This window comes from Burkholderia sp. B21-005 (assembly GCF_020843965.1).
Classification (GTDB): Bacteria; Pseudomonadota; Gammaproteobacteria; order Burkholderiales; family Burkholderiaceae; genus Burkholderia; species Burkholderia ambifaria.
Genome location: NZ_CP086301.1, coordinates 2817817 through 2833405, shown reverse-complemented (window position 1 = coordinate 2833405; position 15589 = coordinate 2817817). Strand labels below are relative to the sequence as shown.

At 68.7% G+C, this 15589-nt stretch carries 16 protein-coding genes; 9 read left to right on the top strand and 7 right to left on the bottom strand.

Translation table 11 applies throughout. The features are described from left to right. The first annotated feature begins 110 nt into the window (after positions 1 to 110). Entirely contained in the window at positions 111 to 968 is an 858-nt protein-coding gene (tcdA, locus tag LMA02_RS13215; RefSeq protein WP_228905426.1) for a tRNA cyclic N6-threonylcarbamoyladenosine(37) synthase TcdA, read from the top strand. Between the two features lie 92 nt (positions 969 to 1060). On the opposite strand, the gene trxA is transcribed toward tcdA, so the two are convergent. After that, positions 1061 to 1909, bottom strand: coding sequence for a thioredoxin (trxA, locus tag LMA02_RS13210; RefSeq protein ID WP_228905425.1), 849 nt, complete (start codon positions 1907 to 1909; stop codon positions 1061 to 1063). 52 nt (positions 1910 to 1961) lie between these two features. Then, positions 1962 to 2843, bottom strand: coding sequence for a pirin family protein (locus tag LMA02_RS13205; RefSeq protein ID WP_228905422.1), 882 nt, complete (start codon positions 2841 to 2843; stop codon positions 1962 to 1964). Between the two features lie 254 nt (positions 2844 to 3097). Here LMA02_RS13205 and LMA02_RS13200 point away from each other — a divergent pair, with 254 nt between their 5' ends. Continuing rightward, a complete protein-coding gene (locus tag LMA02_RS13200; protein WP_228907638.1) occupies positions 3098 to 3976 on the top strand; it encodes an EamA family transporter in 879 nt (292 codons plus the stop codon). Between the two features lie 52 nt (positions 3977 to 4028). On the opposite strand, the gene LMA02_RS13195 is transcribed toward LMA02_RS13200, so the two are convergent. Then, complete coding sequence (locus LMA02_RS13195) at positions 4029 to 5558, bottom strand: N-acetylmuramoyl-L-alanine amidase (protein ID WP_228905420.1); 1530 nt, start codon at positions 5556 to 5558, stop codon at positions 4029 to 4031. Continuing rightward, positions 5540 to 6091, bottom strand: a complete 552-nt coding sequence (locus LMA02_RS13190; RefSeq protein ID WP_012364555.1) for a bifunctional tRNA (adenosine(37)-N6)-threonylcarbamoyltransferase complex ATPase subunit type 1 TsaE/phosphotransferase — start codon at positions 6089 to 6091, stop codon at positions 5540 to 5542. Before LMA02_RS13190 ends, LMA02_RS13195 begins: the two co-directional genes overlap by 19 nt. 17 nt (positions 6092 to 6108) lie before the next feature. On the opposite strand from LMA02_RS13190, the gene queG reads away from it, so the two are divergent. The 3 genes from queG to xerD all read left to right on the top strand — a co-directional run bounded on the left by queG (position 6109) and on the right by xerD (position 8843). Further along, the gene (gene queG, locus LMA02_RS13185; RefSeq protein ID WP_228905418.1) at positions 6109 to 7344 is read left to right on the top strand and encodes a tRNA epoxyqueuosine(34) reductase QueG; all 1236 of its coding nucleotides are present in this window, start codon (positions 6109 to 6111) and stop codon (positions 7342 to 7344) included. Between the two features lie 63 nt (positions 7345 to 7407). Next, positions 7408 to 7878, top strand: a complete 471-nt coding sequence (locus LMA02_RS13180; protein WP_228905416.1) for a methylated-DNA--[protein]-cysteine S-methyltransferase — start codon at positions 7408 to 7410, stop codon at positions 7876 to 7878. Further along, entirely contained in the window at positions 7875 to 8843 is a 969-nt protein-coding gene (gene xerD / locus LMA02_RS13175; RefSeq protein WP_228905409.1) for a site-specific tyrosine recombinase XerD, read from the top strand. The genes LMA02_RS13180 and xerD overlap by 4 nt, the downstream gene beginning before the upstream one ends. Positions 8844 to 8891: 48 nt before the next feature. Here the strand turns inward: xerD and LMA02_RS13170 are convergent, their stop codons facing one another. Then, the gene (locus LMA02_RS13170; RefSeq protein ID WP_228905407.1) at positions 8892 to 10454 is read right to left on the bottom strand and encodes a class I adenylate-forming enzyme family protein; all 1563 of its coding nucleotides are present in this window, start codon (positions 10452 to 10454) and stop codon (positions 8892 to 8894) included. 267 nt (positions 10455 to 10721) lie between these two features. On the opposite strand from LMA02_RS13170, the gene ybaK reads away from it, so the two are divergent. Together ybaK and plsY are read left to right on the top strand one after the other, a co-directional pair. Then, the gene (gene ybaK, locus LMA02_RS13165) at positions 10722 to 11213 is read left to right on the top strand and encodes a Cys-tRNA(Pro) deacylase (protein ID WP_228905401.1); all 492 of its coding nucleotides are present in this window, start codon (positions 10722 to 10724) and stop codon (positions 11211 to 11213) included. A 182-nt stretch (positions 11214 to 11395) separates the two neighbouring features. After that, a complete protein-coding gene (gene plsY, locus LMA02_RS13160; RefSeq protein ID WP_175723344.1) occupies positions 11396 to 12034 on the top strand; it encodes a glycerol-3-phosphate 1-O-acyltransferase PlsY in 639 nt (212 codons plus the stop codon). An 84-nt stretch (positions 12035 to 12118) separates the two neighbouring features. Here plsY and LMA02_RS13155 read toward each other — a convergent pair whose 3' ends face one another. Then, on the bottom strand, positions 12119 to 12604 hold the full coding sequence (locus LMA02_RS13155; RefSeq protein WP_012364548.1) for a YajQ family cyclic di-GMP-binding protein: 486 nt from the start codon (positions 12602 to 12604) through the stop codon (positions 12119 to 12121). 136 nt (positions 12605 to 12740) lie between these two features. Here LMA02_RS13155 and murB point away from each other — a divergent pair, with 136 nt between their 5' ends. Continuing rightward, complete coding sequence (gene murB, locus LMA02_RS13150; protein ID WP_228905395.1) at positions 12741 to 13790, top strand: UDP-N-acetylmuramate dehydrogenase; 1050 nt, start codon at positions 12741 to 12743, stop codon at positions 13788 to 13790. Positions 13791 to 13910: 120 nt separating this feature from the next. On the opposite strand, the gene argF is transcribed toward murB, so the two are convergent. After that, positions 13911 to 14840, bottom strand: coding sequence for an ornithine carbamoyltransferase (gene argF / locus LMA02_RS13145; protein ID WP_228905392.1), 930 nt, complete (start codon positions 14838 to 14840; stop codon positions 13911 to 13913). A gap of 411 nt (positions 14841 to 15251) precedes the next feature. On the opposite strand from argF, the gene LMA02_RS13140 reads away from it, so the two are divergent. Continuing rightward, positions 15252 to 15572, top strand: coding sequence for a DUF3579 domain-containing protein (locus LMA02_RS13140; protein WP_006762342.1), 321 nt, complete (start codon positions 15252 to 15254; stop codon positions 15570 to 15572). The last annotated feature ends 17 nt before the right edge of the window (positions 15573 to 15589 follow it).

Sequence of the window (15589 nt, the reverse complement as noted above, 5' to 3'; positions counted from 1 at the left end):
ATCCGGGGCCAGTATAGCGAACGCGCGAGAATCGTGCGTGCACAGTGGCGCGTGTAGGCGGCGAGTTCAGGCAAAATAGAGGGCTGTACGCTTACGTTTTCCTTGCTGCCATGTCCGCCCCCGACGCTGCCCCGCCCAGTTCTTCTGATCTTACCCCGAGCCCGACAATCCAGCTTGACGTGGATCGCGAACGCCGTTTCGGCGGCATCGCGCGGTTGTACGGCGCCCCCGCGCTCGCCGCGTTCCAGCGCGCGCATGTCGCCGTGATCGGCATCGGCGGCGTCGGTTCGTGGACGGCCGAGGCGCTCGCGCGCAGCGCGATCGGCACGCTGACGCTGATCGATCTCGACAACGTCGCGGAAAGCAACACGAACCGGCAGATCCACGCGCTCGACGGCAATTACGGCAAGCCGAAGGTCGATGCGATGGCCGAGCGGATCGCGCTGATCGATCCCGCGTGCCGCGTGAACCGGATCGAGGATTTCGCGGAACCCGACAACTTCGATGCGCTGCTCGGCGGCGGCTTCGACTACGTGATCGACGCGATCGACAGCGTGCGTACGAAGGTCGCGCTGATCGCGTGGTGCGTCGCGAAAGGGCAGCCGCTCGTCACGGTCGGCGGCGCGGGCGGGCAGCTCGACCCGACGCGCATCCGGATCGACGATCTCGCGCTGACGATCCAGGATCCGCTGCTGTCGAAGGTGCGCGCGCAGTTGCGCAAGCAGCACGGCTTTCCGCGCGGGCCGAAGGCGCGCTTCAAGGTCAGCGCCGTGTATTCGGACGAGCCGCTGATCTATCCGGAAGCGGCCGCTTGCGACATCGAGGATGGCGCGGAGCCGTCCGCGGCCGCGCATGTCGCGGGGCTCAACTGTGCGGGATTCGGTTCCAGCGTGTGCGTGACCGCGAGCTTCGGTTTCGCGGCCGCCGCGCATGCGCTGCGCGCGCTCGCGGCGCGGGCCGCGGGCTGATCCGGAAATCGCTCGACGCGCAGCAGCATGCTGCGATGGCGCGGCGCGACGGCCGGCCCATTGCGGGCCATTGCGGCCCGGCCGGCCGTTCGTCAGTTGAGCGCCATGCTCAGCTTGCGCCGCCACGCGGCGACGAGCTCGGGGCTGTCGCCCGCCAGCTCGAACACCGACAGCATCGTGCGGCGGCCGAGGTCGTCGCCATACACGCGGTCGCGCAACACGATTTCCAGCAGCTGCTCGAGCGCGCCTTCGTAGGCGCGTCGCGCGATCAGGCTCTGCGCGAGGTCGAAGCGTGCGTCGAGATCGGCGGGGTTCGCCGCGATACGCGCTTCGAGCGCGTCGGTCGGCGGCAGGTCGGCCGTCGCGTCGAGCGCATCGAAACGGGTCTTGATCGCCTGGTAGCGCGGGTCGGCGCCCTGCACGGTCTGCGGCGACAGGCGCTCGGCCTCCGTGCGCGCGGCATCGACCTGGTTGTTCGCGAGCAGCAGTTCGATCAGGTCAAGCCGTGCATCGTCGAAACCGGGGTTCAGCGCGAGCGCCGCCTCGAGGTGGGTGAGCGCATCGTCGTAGCGTGACTCGGCGATCGCGTATTGCGCGGCGCGGCGTTCGGCTTCCTCGGGCGCCGGCAGCAGCCGGTCGAGGAACGCGCGCAACTGGCCTTCCGGCAGCACGCCGATGAACTGGTCGACCGGGCGCCCGTCGGCGAACGCGATCACGTGCGGGATGCTGCGCGTCTGGAAGTGCGCGGCGAGCTCCTGGTTCTCGTCGACGTTCACCTTCACGAGCTTCCAGCGGCCCTGATAGTCGGCTTCGAGCTTTTCGAGCAGCGGACCGAGCGTCTTGCAGGGGCCGCACCACGGCGCCCAGAAGTCGACCAGCACGGGGGCGTCCAGCGACGCCTCGATGACGTCTTTCTCGAAAGTGGCAAGCGTGGTGTCCATGTCGTTCTCTTCCAGTCGAATGTCGTCAGGATGGGGGCGGCGCGCGCCTTTTTCAACGCGGCTTCGATTCGGGCAGCGGAATCCACTCGGTTTCGCCGGGCACCTTGCCCATTTCCTGGTTCGTCCACGCCGCTTTCGCGCGCTCGATCGCGTCGCGGCTGCTGGCGACGAAATTCCATTCGATGAAGCGCTCGCCGTCGATCTTGTCGCCGCCCAGCAACATCGCGCGCGTGCCGTTGCCGCTCGCGAGCGTGACGGTCGCGCCCGGCGTGAGCACGGCCATCTGCTCGGCCGGCACCGGCGTGCCGTCGATCGTCAGGTCGCCGTCGACTACGTAGACCGCGCGCTCCTCGTGCGACGCGTCGAGTTCGAGGCGGCCGCCGGCCGCGAATTCGGCGGCGACGTACAGCGTGCGCGAGAACGTCGTGACGGGCGAGCGCAGGCCGAACGCGTCGCCGGCGATCACCGTCAGCGTCACGCCGTTTTCGTCGCGCTTGGGCAGCGTGTCGGCCGCATGGTGCTCGAACGACGGCTCGGTGGTTTCGTGGGCGACGGGCAGCGCGACCCAGGTCTGGATCCCGTGCACCGTATGGCCGTTCGCCCGCTGCGCGTCGGGCGTGCGCTCCGAGTGGACGATGCCGCGGCCGGCCGTCATCCAGTTCACGTCGCCCGGCACGATCTCCTGCCGCGAGCCGAGGCTGTCGCGGTGCAGGATCGCACCGTCGAACAGGTAGGTGACGGTGGCGAGCCCGATATGCGGGTGCGGGCGCACGTCGAGCCCGGTGCCGGCCGGCAGCGTCGCGGGCCCCATGTGATCGAAGAAGATGAACGGGCCGACGAGGCGCGCGGCGAGCGCGGGCAGTGTGCGGCGCACCTGCAGGTTGCCGATGTCGCGAATGTGCGGCTTCAGCAAGGCTTTGATCGGTTCGGTCATGACAGGCCTCGTGGCGAACGGCGGGGATGCCGGTCATTGTACTGGCGGCGCGGCGGCGACGCGCGCACCGGGCATGGCGATGCGCCGGCTGGCGATACCGGACGCAGCGGGCACGCGCGATGCGGCTTTCCTGTCGACGCGCGGCTCCGCACGTGGCCGATTCCATGCGCGCCGCGCGGGTATCGGGCCGGGCGGCGGAACCCGGTAGACTGAGCCGCTTCGGAACAACCATTCAAATCGAGGAGACGCCGATGATGGCCCCGAAGGACTTGCTGCTCGCGCTGGTCGTGATTCTGGCGTGGGGCGTGAACTTCGTCGTGATCAAGGTCGGGCTGCACGGCATGCCGCCGATGCTGCTCGGCGCGCTGCGCTTCACGCTCGCGGCCGTGCCCGCGGTGTTTTTCGTCCGCCGGCCGCAGATTCCGTGGCGCATGCTGATCCTGTACGGCGCGACGATCCAGCTCGGCCAGTTCGTGTTCCTGTTCACCGGCATGTACGTCGGCATGCCGGCCGGTCTCGCGTCGCTCGTGTTGCAGTCGCAGGCGTTCTTCACGCTCGTGTTCGCGATGCTGTTCCTCGGCGAGCGGCTGCGCATGCAGAACCTGATCGGGCTCGCGATCGCCGCGGCCGGGCTCGTCGTGATCGCGGCGCAGGGCGGCCGCGCGATGACGCTCGCCGGCTTCCTGCTGACCATCTGCTCGGCCGCGATGTGGGCGATCGGCAATATCGTCACGAAGAAGGTTGGCCGTGCGAACCTCGTGTCGCTGGTCGTGTGGGCGAGCCTCGTGCCGCCCGTGCCGTTCTTCCTGCTGTCGCTGTGGTTCGAGGGGCCGCAGCGGATCGGCGCCGCGCTGGCCGGACTGAACGGCGCGTCGATCTTCGCGGTCGTCTATCTCGCGTTCGTCGCGACGCTGCTCGGCTACGGCTTGTGGAGCCGCCTGATGTCGCGCTATCCGGCCGCGCAGGTCGCGCAGTTCTCGCTGCTGGTGCCGATCGTCGGACTCGCGTCGTCGGCGCTGCTGCTCGACGAACACCTGACGCGCGCGCAGCTGGCGGGCGCCGCGCTCGTGATGGGCGGGCTCGCAGTGAACGTATTCGGTGGGAAGCTGGTGCGCCGCTTCGCGGCGTCGTGACGGGCCGGCACGCAGCGCGTGCCGGCGGTGGGGAAGAGCGGGCGGCCGTGCGTCAGGCCATCCGGTTCTTCGCGAGCGGTGGGTTCGCGGCGAAGTAACGCTTGATGCCGCGGAAGATCGCGTCGGCCATCTGGTCGCGATAGCTTTCGTCGTTCAGCCGGCTCTCCTCTTCCGGGTTGCTGATGAACGCGGTCTCGACGAGGATCGACGGAATGTCGGGCGCCTTCAGCACCGCGAATCCGGCCTGCTCGACCGAGCCCTTGTGCAGCTTGTTGATGCCGCCGACTTCCTTCAGCACGTAGCCGCCGTAGCGCAGCGAATCACGGATCTGCGCGGTCGTCGACATGTCGAACAGCGCGCGGCTCACGGCGGCGTCCTGCGTCTTGATGTTGATGCCGCCGATCAGGTCCGACGAATTCTCCTTGTTCGCCATCCAGCGTGCCGCGGCGCTCGTCGCGCCGTGGTCGGACAGCGCGAACACCGACGAGCCGCGCGCGGACGGCGTCGTGAACGCATCCGCGTGGATCGACACGAACAGGTCGGCGCCGACGCGGCGCGCCTTCTGCACGCGCACGTTCAGCGGCACGAAGAAGTCGGCGTCGCGCGTCATCATCGCGCGCATGTTCGGTGCGCCGTCGATCTTCGCGCGCAGCTTCTTCGCGATGTCGAGCGCGATGTGCTTCTCGTACGTGCCGCCGCCGCCGATCGCGCCCGGATCCTCGCCGCCGTGGCCCGGATCGATCGCGACCGTCAGCAGGCGCATGGTGCCGCCCTTGCCGGATTTCGGTGCGGTGAACTTGTAGGTGTCGCCGTCGTCGTCGCTGTCGTCGCGGCGCGCGATGACGGGCGGCGGCTTGACGGTCGGCTTCGCGGGCGTGGAGGGCGTCGCGGCGGCCGGCGGCGTGCGCGGCGTGGCCGGCGTGTTCTGCGCGAAGCGCTGGAAGAACGCGTCGGTGTTGTCGCCCGCGGCGGGCGCCGACGGCGCGGCCGGGCCCGCGAGCGAGGTCGGCGGCTGCATCTGCTGCGCGCGCGCGGTGTCGTTGAGCGCCTGTTCCTTGCGTTCCGTCTGCGCGATCAGGTCGGACAGCGGATCGGGCGCGACGGCCGGATACAGGTCGAACACGAGCCGGTACTTGTAGGTACCCACCGGCGGCAGCGTGAACACTTGCGGCTTCACCGAGCCTTTCAGGTCGAACACCATCCGCACGACGTGCGGCTGGTACTGGCCGACGCGCACCGACTGGATCTGCGGATCGTTCGGCGCGATCTTCGACACGAGGTCGCGCAGGGCCTGATCGAGATCGAGCCCGCTCAGGTCGACGACGAGCCGGTCGGGGCCCTGCAACAGCTGTTGGCTATTCTGCAGCGGCTGGTCGGATTCGATCGTGACGCGCGTGTAATCGCGCGCGGGCCACACGCGCACGCCGAGCACCGACGACGCGTGCGCGAGCCGCGGCGCGGCGAGACCGAGCACCAGCGTCGACGCGCCCGCGCGCAGGATCTGGCGGCGCCGCCAGTTGTGCGTCGCGGTGGCCGCCGATTCGATCGAGCGGAACGGTTTGATCAACATCTTTCGAGACATGCCTTTCCTGAAGCGCTGAACGCCCGGACGGTGAGGGCGCGACCGTCGCCATCCACGTCGAGCGAGAAAACCAGATCGGGCACGCCGAGCAGGGTGCCCGCCTGTTGCGGCCATTCGACGAGGCAGATCGCGCTGGAATTGAAATATTCGCGAAAGCCCGCGTCGGACCATTCGGCCGGATCGTTGAATCGATACAGATCGAAGTGATAGACCTCAAGTTCCCCATCGTCGCGTGCGAATGCATACGGCTCGACGAGCGTATAGGTCGGGCTGCGCACGCGTCCCGGATGGCCGAGGCCGCGCAGGATCGCGCGCACGAGGGTCGTCTTGCCCGCGCCGAGGTCGCCGATCAGCTGGATCTGCAGCCCGTCGAACGCGTGCGCGCGGGCGAGTTCGCCGCGCGCCGCGTCGAGCGCGTGCGCGAAGCGGGCGCCGAAGGCCTCGGTCGCCGCTTCGTCGGCGAGTGCGATCACGCGCTCCGCGAGCGGGGCGGGCAGCGTGTCGGCATGAGGCGTATGGGACGTGGCTGGCATTCTCGTAAAATAGTGCGATGAACCGCTTACCGGAACTCGCCGCATCCGACAGGCCTTCGACTCGTACCGAAGGCGTGGCGCCGTGCGCGCTCGATGATGCGACGTTGACTGCGCTCGCCACTCGCATCAAGGCGTGGGGGCGCGAATTGGGTTTCGGGGCGATCGGCATCAGCGATACCGATCTCTCGGATGCCGAAGCAGGCCTCGCCGCCTGGCTGGAAGCCGGGTACCACGGCGAAATGGATTATATGGCGAAACACGGGACGAAACGCGCGCGGCCGGCCGAACTTGTGGCCGGTACGCGACGTGTGATCTCCGCGCGGCTCGCCTATCTGCCGGCCCAAACGCTCGCGGCCGACGCGCCCGATGCAGCCTCCGGCGCACTCGTTCCGCACGACTGGCGCGCCCGTGAGCGCGCGCGCCTGGACGATCCGCAGGCGGCGGTCGTGTCGATCTACGCACGCGGCCGCGACTATCACAAGGTGCTGCGCAACCGGCTGCAGACGCTCGCGGAGCGCATCGAGCACGAGATCGGCGCATTCGGCTACCGCGTGTTCACCGATTCGGCGCCGGTGCTCGAGGTCGAGCTCGCGCAGAAGGCCGGTGTCGGCTGGCGCGGCAAGCACACGCTGTTGCTGCAGCGCGACGCGGGTTCGCTGTTCTTCCTCGGCGAAATCTACGTCGACGTTCCGCTGCCGACCGACGCGCAAACGGCGCCCGACGTCGCGCCCGAGACGCCCGGCGCGCACTGCGGCAGCTGCACGCGCTGCATCGATGCATGCCCGACCGGCGCGATCGTCGAGCCGTATCGCGTCGACGCGCGCCGCTGCATCTCGTACCTGACGATCGAACTGAAAGGCAGCATTCCGGAGCCGCTGAGGCCGATGATCGGCAACCGCGTGTACGGCTGCGACGACTGCCAGCTCGTATGTCCGTGGAACAAGTTCGCGCAGGCCGCGCCCGTCGCCGATTTCGACGTGCGGAACGGGCTCGACCGCGCGACGCTCGTCGAACTGTTCGGCTGGGATGCCGACACGTTCGATACGCGGATGCAGGGCAGCGCGATCCGGCGCATCGGCCATGAAAGCTGGCTGCGCAATCTCGCGGTCGGGCTCGGCAATGCATTGCGCGCGCCGGCCGACCGGCTCGCGCCCGATGCGCGCGACGCGATCATCGCCGCGTTGCGCGCCCGGGCCGACGATCCGTCGCCGATCGTGCGCGAGCATGTCGAATGGGCGCTGCGTGCCGCATGAACGCGGCGTAAAGTATCGTCGGCGCGCGGCGGCGGCGCGCGTTTCATCGGGGAGAAGAAGCTCATGTTCAACGCTGTCATCGACGCACCGTTCGGCAAGGTCGGCATCCGCACCGACGCCGCGGTGGTGCGCGAGATCGTCTATCTGCCCGAGTCGGTCAAGTCGGTCGAGCCGGATTCGCCGCTCGCGCGGCGCGCGGTCGAGCAGATCGAACGCTATTTCGAGCGTGCATCGGCCCGCTTCGACCTGCCGCTCGCCGACGTCGGCAGCGCATTCCAGCATCGCGTGTGGAACGTGATTAGCGACATTGCGCCGGGCACGGTGCTGACCTACGGACAGGTCGCGAAGCGGATCGGCAGCGCGCCGCGCGCGGTCGGCCAGGCGTGCGGCGCGAATTATTTCCCGCTCGTGATTCCGTGCCATCGCGTCGTCGCGGCCGGCGGCCTCGGCGGCTTCGCGAACCACGACGACAATGGCTATTACCAGAAAGTAAAGCGCTGGCTGCTGGCGCATGAGGGCGTGCTGTACCGATGAGTGAATCGCTGCTTTCCCCCGACTCCGCGTCCGACACCGACACCGACGGCGACGCGGCGGCCGCATCGCCCGCGCTGCTCGCGAGCCGCGCGTCGATCGACGTGTTCTGCGATGCGCTGTGGCTCGAGCACGGGCTCGCGCGCAATACGCTCGATGCGTACCGGCGCGATCTGGTGCTGTTTTCGCAATGGCTGGCCGCGACGCACGACGCGCCGCTCGACTCGGCCGACGAAGCGATGTTGACCGGCTACATCGCCGCGCGCAGCGACGGCAAGGCGACGTCGTCGAACCGGCGCTTGTCGGTGTTCCGTCGCTATTACGGCTGGGCCGTGCGCGAGCATCACGCGAGCGCGGACCCGACGCTGCGGATCACGTCGGCGAAGCAGGCCGCGCGGTTTCCGTCGACGCTGTCCGAGGCGCAGGTCGAGGCGCTGCTCGGTGCGCCCGACGTCGGCACGCCGCTCGGCCTGCGCGATCGCACGATGCTCGAGCTGATGTATGCGAGCGGGCTGCGCGTGAGCGAGCTCGTCACGCTGAAGACCGTCGAGGTCGGGCTCAACGAGGGCGTCGTGCGCGTGATGGGCAAGGGCTCGAAGGAGCGGCTCGTGCCGTTCGGCGAAGTCGCGCACGGCTGGATCGAGCGCTACCTGCGCAACGCGCGGCCGGCGCTGCTCGGCGCACGCGCGGCCGACGCGCTGTTCGTGACCGCGCGCGGCGACGGGATGACGCGCCAGCAGTTCTGGAACATCATCAAGCGCCACGCGCAGCAGGCCGACGTGCGCGCGCACCTGTCGCCGCATACGCTGCGACACGCGTTCGCGACGCACCTGCTGAACCACGGCGCCGACCTGCGCGTCGTGCAGCTGCTGCTTGGCCACAGCGATATCTCGACCACGCAGATCTACACGCACGTCGCGCGCGAGCGGCTCAAGACGCTGCACGCGCAGCACCATCCGCGCGGCTAGCACGGTGCGTGCGCTGGCCCGTGCGCGGCATGCGACCGGCGCCGCGCGTTACGCGAGTTCGCGCAGCTTGTGCTTCAGCACCTTGCCCGTCGAAGCGGCCGGCAGCGCATCGAGCACGCGAATCCGCGCAGGGCGCTTGTAAGGCGCGAGCCGTTGCGCGCACCACGCCTGCAGCGCGGCCTCGGTCGCGCTCGCGCCCGGCACCAGCTCGACGAACGCGAGCACTTCCTCGTTGCCCTCGACCGCGCGGCCCACGACGGCCGCCTGCACGACGTCCGGGTGCGCGTTCAGCACCTGTTCGACCTCGACCGGATACACGTTGAAGCCCGAGCGGATGATCAACTCCTTGCTGCGGCCCGCGATCGTCACCGAGCCGTCCGCTTCCTGGCGCGCGAGATCGCCGGTGCCGAGCCAGCCGTCGGGCGACACGGCCGCGCGTGTCGCATCCGCGTTGCGGTAGTAGCCGAGCATCACGTTCGGCCCGCGCACGCGGATTTCGCCCACTTCGCCCTGCGGCACGTCGGTGCCGTCCGGTGCGACGATCCGCATCTCCACGCCCGGGATCGGCACGCCGACCGAGCAGTCGGTACGCGGTGCGTCGAGCGGCGTCTGCGTGATCGTCGGGCTGCTCTCGGTCATCCCGTAGCCGTTGTGCAGCGGCACGCCGTACACGTGCTCGACGCGCGCCTTCAGGTCGGCGTCGAGCGGCGAGCCGCCCGAATACGCGAAGCGCAGCCGCGGCGCGCGCCATGCGTGCGCGTGCGTGTGCAGGTGCTCGAGCAGCTTCGCGTGCATCGCGGGCACGCCCTGGAAGATCGTCACGCCTTCGTCGGCGAGCGCGACGCGCACGGCCTCCGGCGAGAAGCGCGGCGCGAGCCGCAGCGTCGCGCCCGCGTACAGGCTGCCGAGGCAGACCGACGCGAGCCCGTACACGTGCGACACGGGCAGCACCGTATAGACGACGTCGTCGGGCGACACGCGGCGCAGCGTGCTCGACATCGCGGCGATGAACAGCAGGTTGCGATGCGACAGCATCACGCCTTTCGGCGTGCCCGTCGTGCCGGTCGTGTAGATCAGCGCCGCGCATTGGGCGGCGCCGTCGGCCGCCACCGGTTCGTCGGGCGCGCTCGGATCGACGCGGTACGACCACGCGCCGATGTCGACCGGCAGCGCGTCGGCGGGCGTCGCGTCGTGGCGCGCCGCGTGCGTGTGCGCGTCGGGCGACGCTTCCGTTGCGAACGCGATCAGCTTCGGGCGCGCGTGCGCGGCGATCGCATCGAGTTCGCTGGCCGACAGCCGCGCGTTCGACACGAGCGCCCATGCGTCGACGCGCGCGACCGCGAACAGCAGCACGATCTGCGCGACGCTGTTTTCCGCGACGATCATCACGCGATCGCCCCCGCGCACGCCCAGGCGCGCGAGCCGCTCGGCGGCAGCATCGACGGCTTGCGCCAGCTCGCCGTACGACAGGCGGCGCGCGTCCTCGATCAGCGCCGGATGCGCGGGCGCGTGCGCGGCCCAGCGGGCGGGCACGTCGGCGATGCGGCCGGGCAACGCGGCGAGCAGTGCCGCGACGTCGAGCGGCGCGGATGAGCGGGCAGGCGAGGACATGGCGTCTCCAGAAGATGGGCCGGGCGGTGGCGCGGCGAGTTTTACGAACGATCGTGCCATGACGGCGGGCGCGCCACAATCGGCCATTCGGTCAATGGCACTTCGCGAAGTCCGCAATGATGATGGACGGGCGCGCTGCGGCGACCGGCGCGCCCGTCCGGAACAAAAGGGCCGCGAGTATACCGTCGGCGCGCCGCAACCCACCGCGAGCACGCGCAGGGGCGATGGCGCGCGCGCCCGCTGGTCGTTCGCCATTAAAATGCCGCCATGAGCAAATCCAGACACGTGTCCGAGACACCCGCGACCCAGCTGCTGCGTCGCCACGGTGTCGCATTCGGCGAGCATCCGTACGATTACGTCGAGCACGGCGGCACCGGCGAGTCGGCGCGCCAGCTCGGCGTCGACGAACACAGCGTCGTGAAGACGCTCGTGATGGAGGACGAGCATGCAAAGCCGCTGATCGTGCTGATGCACGGCGACCGCACGGTATCGACCAAGAACCTCGCGCGGCAGATCGGCGCGAAGCGCGTCGAGCCGTGCAAGCCCGACGTCGCGAACCGCCATTCCGGCTACCTGGTGGGCGGCACGTCGCCGTTCGGCACGCGCAAGCCGATGCCCGTGTACGTCGAGTCGACCATCCTCGAATTGCCGACGATCTACCTGAACGGCGGCCGCCGCGGCTATCTCGTCAGCCTCGCGCCGGTGGTGCTCACGACGCTGCTCGGCGCGATGTCCGTGCAGTGCGCGAGCGTCGACTGAGGGTTTCACCTTCGTGGCAGGCCGTGCGCGTTCGGTAGAATGGGCGCCGTTTCGGCCGGTCGGCCCGCACGGCCGGCCGCCATGGCCTGCCGGCGGTTCGCCGCGACGGCACCTGCCGCAACCGGCCGGCATGCCGCGCCCGGCCGCCCCTTCACCGATACGTTGAAAGAAGAGTTCTCCGCATGCAGATCCTGCTCGCCGCACTTGTTGCCTACCTGATCGGTTCGGTGTCGTTCGCCGTCGTCGTCAGCGCCGCGATGGGCCTGGCCGATCCCCGTTCGTACGGGTCGAAGAATCCCGGCGCGACCAACGTGCTGCGCAGCGGCAACAAGAAGGCCGCGATCCTGACGCTCGTCGGCGACGCGTTCAAGGGCTGGCTCGCCGTCTGGCTCGCGCGGCACTTCGGGCTGCCCGACGTCGCCGTCGCGTGGGTCGCGATCGCCGTGTTCCTTGGCCACCTGTATCCGGTGTTCTTCCGCTTCCAGGGCGGCAAGGGCGTCGCGACCGCGGCCGGCGTGCTGCTCGCGGTGCACCCGGTGCTCGGGCTCGCGACCGCGCTGACCTGGCTGATCGTCGCGTTCTTCTTCCGCTATTCGTCGCTCGCGGCGCTGGTGGCGGCCGTGTTCGCACCGCTGTTCGACGTGTTCCTGTTCGGCACGAGCCACAACCCGGTCGCGTGGGCCGTGCTCGCGATGAGCGTGCTGCTCGTGTGGCGTCACCGCGGCAACATCTCGAAGCTGCTGGCGGGGCAGGAAAGCCGGATCGGCGACAAGAAGAAGGCCGCGGCCGACGGCGGCGCGCAGGACGGCGGGAAGCTCTGAGGAAGGGGGTGCTGCTGTCGCCGCCCGCCGGGGCATCCCGCATGCGGGGCCCGGCGGCGCGGAGTGACCGGTCGACGGCGTCGATCAGTCGCGGAAGTTGTTGAAGTCGAGCGGGGTGTCGGTCACGTCCTTGCGCAGCATCGCGATCACGCTCTGCAGGTCGTCGCGCTTCGTGCCGGTCACGCGTACCGCGTCGCCCTGGATGCTCGCCTGCACCTTGATCTTGCTGTCTTTCACGAGCCTGACGATCTTCTTCGCGAGGTCGCCCGTCACGCCTTTCTTCACGGTGACGATCTGCTTGACCTTGTCGCCGCCGATCTTCTCGACCTTGCCGTAGTCGAGGAAGCGCACGTCGACGTTGCGCTTCGCGAGCTTGTTGATCAGCACGTCCTTGACCTGACCGAGCTTGAAATCGTCGTCGGCGAACAGCGTCAGCTCGCGCTCCTTCTGCTCGACACGCGCGTCGGAGCCCTTGAAGTCGAAGCGCGTCGAAATTTCCTTGTTCGACTGCTCGATGGCGTTCTTCACTTCGATCATGTTCGCTTCGGAAACGACGTCGAACGATGGCATGGCATTCTCCCTTGAGATGCAAGCGCCCGGCTTGCGCGCGGGCACTCGCTATAATTGCGGACTGTTTGCCATTTTACCGATGCCCCTGCGTTTGCCCAAGGCCGGCCTGATGCCGCCCCGGCGGACGTGACCGCGAATGCCGATGCCACCTGACGATTCCGCCCTGTCGCTGCTCCCCGACCATCCGCTTGCCGCGCACAATACGTTCGGCATCGACGCGACCGCGCGCTTTGCCGCCCGCATCACGCATGCGGCGCAGTTCGCGGCGCTGCATCGCGATCCGCGCGTCGCGCACCTGCCGCAACTCGTGCTGGGCGGCGGCAGCAACGTCGTGTTCACGCGCGATTTCGACGGCGTCGTGCTGCTCGACGAGATCGCCGGGCGCCGCGTCGTGCGCGAGGATGACGACGCGTGGTACGTCGAGGCCGGCGGCGGCGAGACCTGGCACGCATTCGTCGCGTGGACGCTCGAGCACGGCATGCCGGGCCTCGAGAATCTGGCGCTGATTCCGGGCACCGTCGGCGCCGCGCCGATCCAGAACATCGGCGCGTACGGCCTCGAGATGAAGACGTATTTCGACTCGCTGGTCGCCATCGAACTCGCGACGGGGCGCAGCGAGCGCTTCGACGCCGCGCGCTGCGCGTTCGGCTATCGCGACAGCTTCTTCAAGCGGGAAGGGCGCGGCCGCTTCGCGATCGTCGCGGTGACGTTCCGGCTGCCCAAGCACTGGACGCCGCGGCTCGGCTACGCGGATGTCACGCGCGAGCTCGACGCGCGCGGCATCGCGCCCGGCGCGGCGACGCCGCGCGACGTATTCGACGCGGTCGTCGCGATCCGCCGCGCAAAGCTGCCCGATCCGCTCGAGCTCGGCAACGCGGGCAGTTTCTTCAAGAATCCGGTGATCGACGCCGCGCGGTTCGATGCGCTGCGCGCGCGCGTGCCGGACGTCGTGTCGTATCCGCAGCCGGGCGGCCAGGTGAAACTCGCGGCCGGCTGGCTGATCGACCGCTGCGGCTGGAAAGGGCGCACGCTCGGCGCGGCGGCCGTGCACGACCGTCAGGCGCTCGTGCTGGTCAATCGCGGCGGCGCGACGGGCGCCGACGTGCTCGCACTGGCGCGGGCGATCCAGGACGACGTGCGCAAGCAGTTCGGCGTCGAGCTCGAACCCGAGCCGGTGTGCGTGTAACGCGGGCGTTCGACCCGCACCTTTCATGCGCTTTCGCCCGCGCAAACAAAAAAGCGCCGATCATCGATCGGCGCTTTTTTTCGCATGCCGCCGGATTCCGGTGGCGCGCGAGGGCTGCGTTCAGTGCTTGAGGCGGCCGAGCAGCAGGAACTCCATCAGCGCCTTCTGCACGTGCAGGCGGTTTTCCGCCTCGTCCCACACGACGCTCTGCGGGCCGTCGATCACGCCGGCCGTCACTTCCTCGCCGCGGTGCGCGGGCAGGCAGTGCATGAAGAGCGCGTCCGCGTTCGCGTGGCCCATCATTTCCTCGTCGACGCACCAGTCGGCAAACGCCTGCTTGCGCGCTTCGTTCTCGGCTTCGAAACCCATGCTCGTCCATACGTCGGTCGTCACGAGATCGGCACCCTTGCACGCTTCGTTCGGATCCTCGAACACTTCGTAGAACGGCGCGCTGTCCGGCGACACGAGCTTCATGTCGAGCGCATAGCCCGGCGGCGTCGACAGGCGCAGCTTGAAGCCGAGGATCTGCGCGGCTTCGATCCACGTGTACAGCATGTTGTTCGCATCGCCGACCCACGCGACCGTCTTGCCGGCGATCGGGCCGCGGTGCTCGTAGTACGTGAAGATGTCGGCGAGCACCTGGCACGGGTGGTAATCGTTGGTCAGGCCGTTGATCACCGGTACGCGGGAGTTCTCCGCGAAGCGCGTGATCACGTCCTGCTCGAACGTGCGGATCATGATGATGTCGACCATTCGCGAGATGACCTGCGCGGAATCCTCGACGGGCTCGCCGCGGCCGAGCTGCGTGTCGCGCGTGCTCATGAACACCGCGTGGCCGCCCAGCTGGAAGATGCCGGCTTCGAACGACAGCCGCGTGCGCGTCGAGCTCTTCTCGAAGATCATCGCGAGCGTGCGGTCGTGCAGCGGGTGATAGGTCTCGTAGTTCTTGAACTTGCGCTTCAGGATACCCGTGCGTTCGAGCACGTACTCGTAGTCTTCCAGCGAGAAATCCTTGAACTGCAGGTAGTGACGAATGGTTTTGGCGGTCATGAAACGAAATACGGCGGGTTGGAGCCGGCTGCGGAGCCGGACGCCGCCGCCGTCGGGTGTGGATAACTTCGAAGCAGCATAAAGGATTTTCTGTGCTTTGACGAGCCGCGGCACAAACCGGGGCGGGATCGTCACGCACGCTGGAGAACGCCGGAACAGGGGCGGCGAGACGACGCGCGATGGCGCGCTGCGGTATAATCCAAAAGTTTTCTCCAGCCCGGCAGGCAAGGCTTTTCGCGCTCTGCCGGACACAAGCCATGCGCTGCACACATCCGGTGCGGCGCGCCGGCGGCACGCATCGACGGCCTGTTTTCGGGATATCGAAGTGCGTGTGTCGTCCACTCCAGCTTTGTGTTCGCGTATCCAGGCGCCGTCGCCTGGACATCGCCGGGCCGTCACTTGGGTAACCACATGGCTGAAACCCCTCCGACCGAATTCTTCATCCAGGGCATCACGAAAGACGGGAAAAAGTTTCGCCCGAGCGACTGGTCGGAGCGTCTGGCCGGCGTGATGGCCTGCTTCGGGCCGGGTGCGAGCGGGCCGAACGCGCGCCTGAAATATTCGCTGTACGTGCGCCCGACGATGCTCGGCGACCTGAAATGCGTGATCCTCGATTCCCGGCTGCGCGACATCGAGCCGATGGCGTTCGATTTCGTGCTGAATTTCGCGAAGGACAACAACCTCGTCGTCACCGAGGCGTGCGAGCTGCCGGACTACAACGAGAAGAAGTGAGATCGACGGGCGTGCGC

Coding starts and splice junctions, on each gene's coding strand:
- LMA02_RS13200 (WP_228907638.1), top strand. CDS start 3,098: ATGGCCCCGAAGGACTTGCTGCTCGCGCTGGTCGTGATTCTGGCGTGG.
- LMA02_RS13170 (WP_228905407.1), bottom strand. CDS start 10,454: ATGTCCTCGCCTGCCCGCTCATCCGCGCCGCTCGACGTCGCGGCACTG.
- trxA (WP_228905425.1), bottom strand. CDS start 1,909: ATGGACACCACGCTTGCCACTTTCGAGAAAGACGTCATCGAGGCGTCG.
- LMA02_RS13140 (WP_006762342.1), top strand. CDS start 15,252: ATGGCTGAAACCCCTCCGACCGAATTCTTCATCCAGGGCATCACGAAA.
- ybaK (WP_228905401.1), top strand. CDS start 10,722: ATGAGCAAATCCAGACACGTGTCCGAGACACCCGCGACCCAGCTGCTG.
- LMA02_RS13180 (WP_228905416.1), top strand. CDS start 7,408: ATGTTCAACGCTGTCATCGACGCACCGTTCGGCAAGGTCGGCATCCGC.
- LMA02_RS13190 (WP_012364555.1), bottom strand. CDS start 6,091: ATGCCAGCCACGTCCCATACGCCTCATGCCGACACGCTGCCCGCCCCG.
- LMA02_RS13195 (WP_228905420.1), bottom strand. CDS start 5,558: ATGTCTCGAAAGATGTTGATCAAACCGTTCCGCTCGATCGAATCGGCG.
- LMA02_RS13205 (WP_228905422.1), bottom strand. CDS start 2,843: ATGACCGAACCGATCAAAGCCTTGCTGAAGCCGCACATTCGCGACATC.
- LMA02_RS13155 (WP_012364548.1), bottom strand. CDS start 12,604: ATGCCATCGTTCGACGTCGTTTCCGAAGCGAACATGATCGAAGTGAAG.
- argF (WP_228905392.1), bottom strand. CDS start 14,840: ATGACCGCCAAAACCATTCGTCACTACCTGCAGTTCAAGGATTTCTCG.
- plsY (WP_175723344.1), top strand. CDS start 11,396: ATGCAGATCCTGCTCGCCGCACTTGTTGCCTACCTGATCGGTTCGGTG.
- xerD (WP_228905409.1), top strand. CDS start 7,875: ATGAGTGAATCGCTGCTTTCCCCCGACTCCGCGTCCGACACCGACACC.
- murB (WP_228905395.1), top strand. CDS start 12,741: ATGCCGATGCCACCTGACGATTCCGCCCTGTCGCTGCTCCCCGACCAT.
- queG (WP_228905418.1), top strand. CDS start 6,109: ATGAACCGCTTACCGGAACTCGCCGCATCCGACAGGCCTTCGACTCGT.
- tcdA (WP_228905426.1), top strand. CDS start 111: ATGTCCGCCCCCGACGCTGCCCCGCCCAGTTCTTCTGATCTTACCCCG.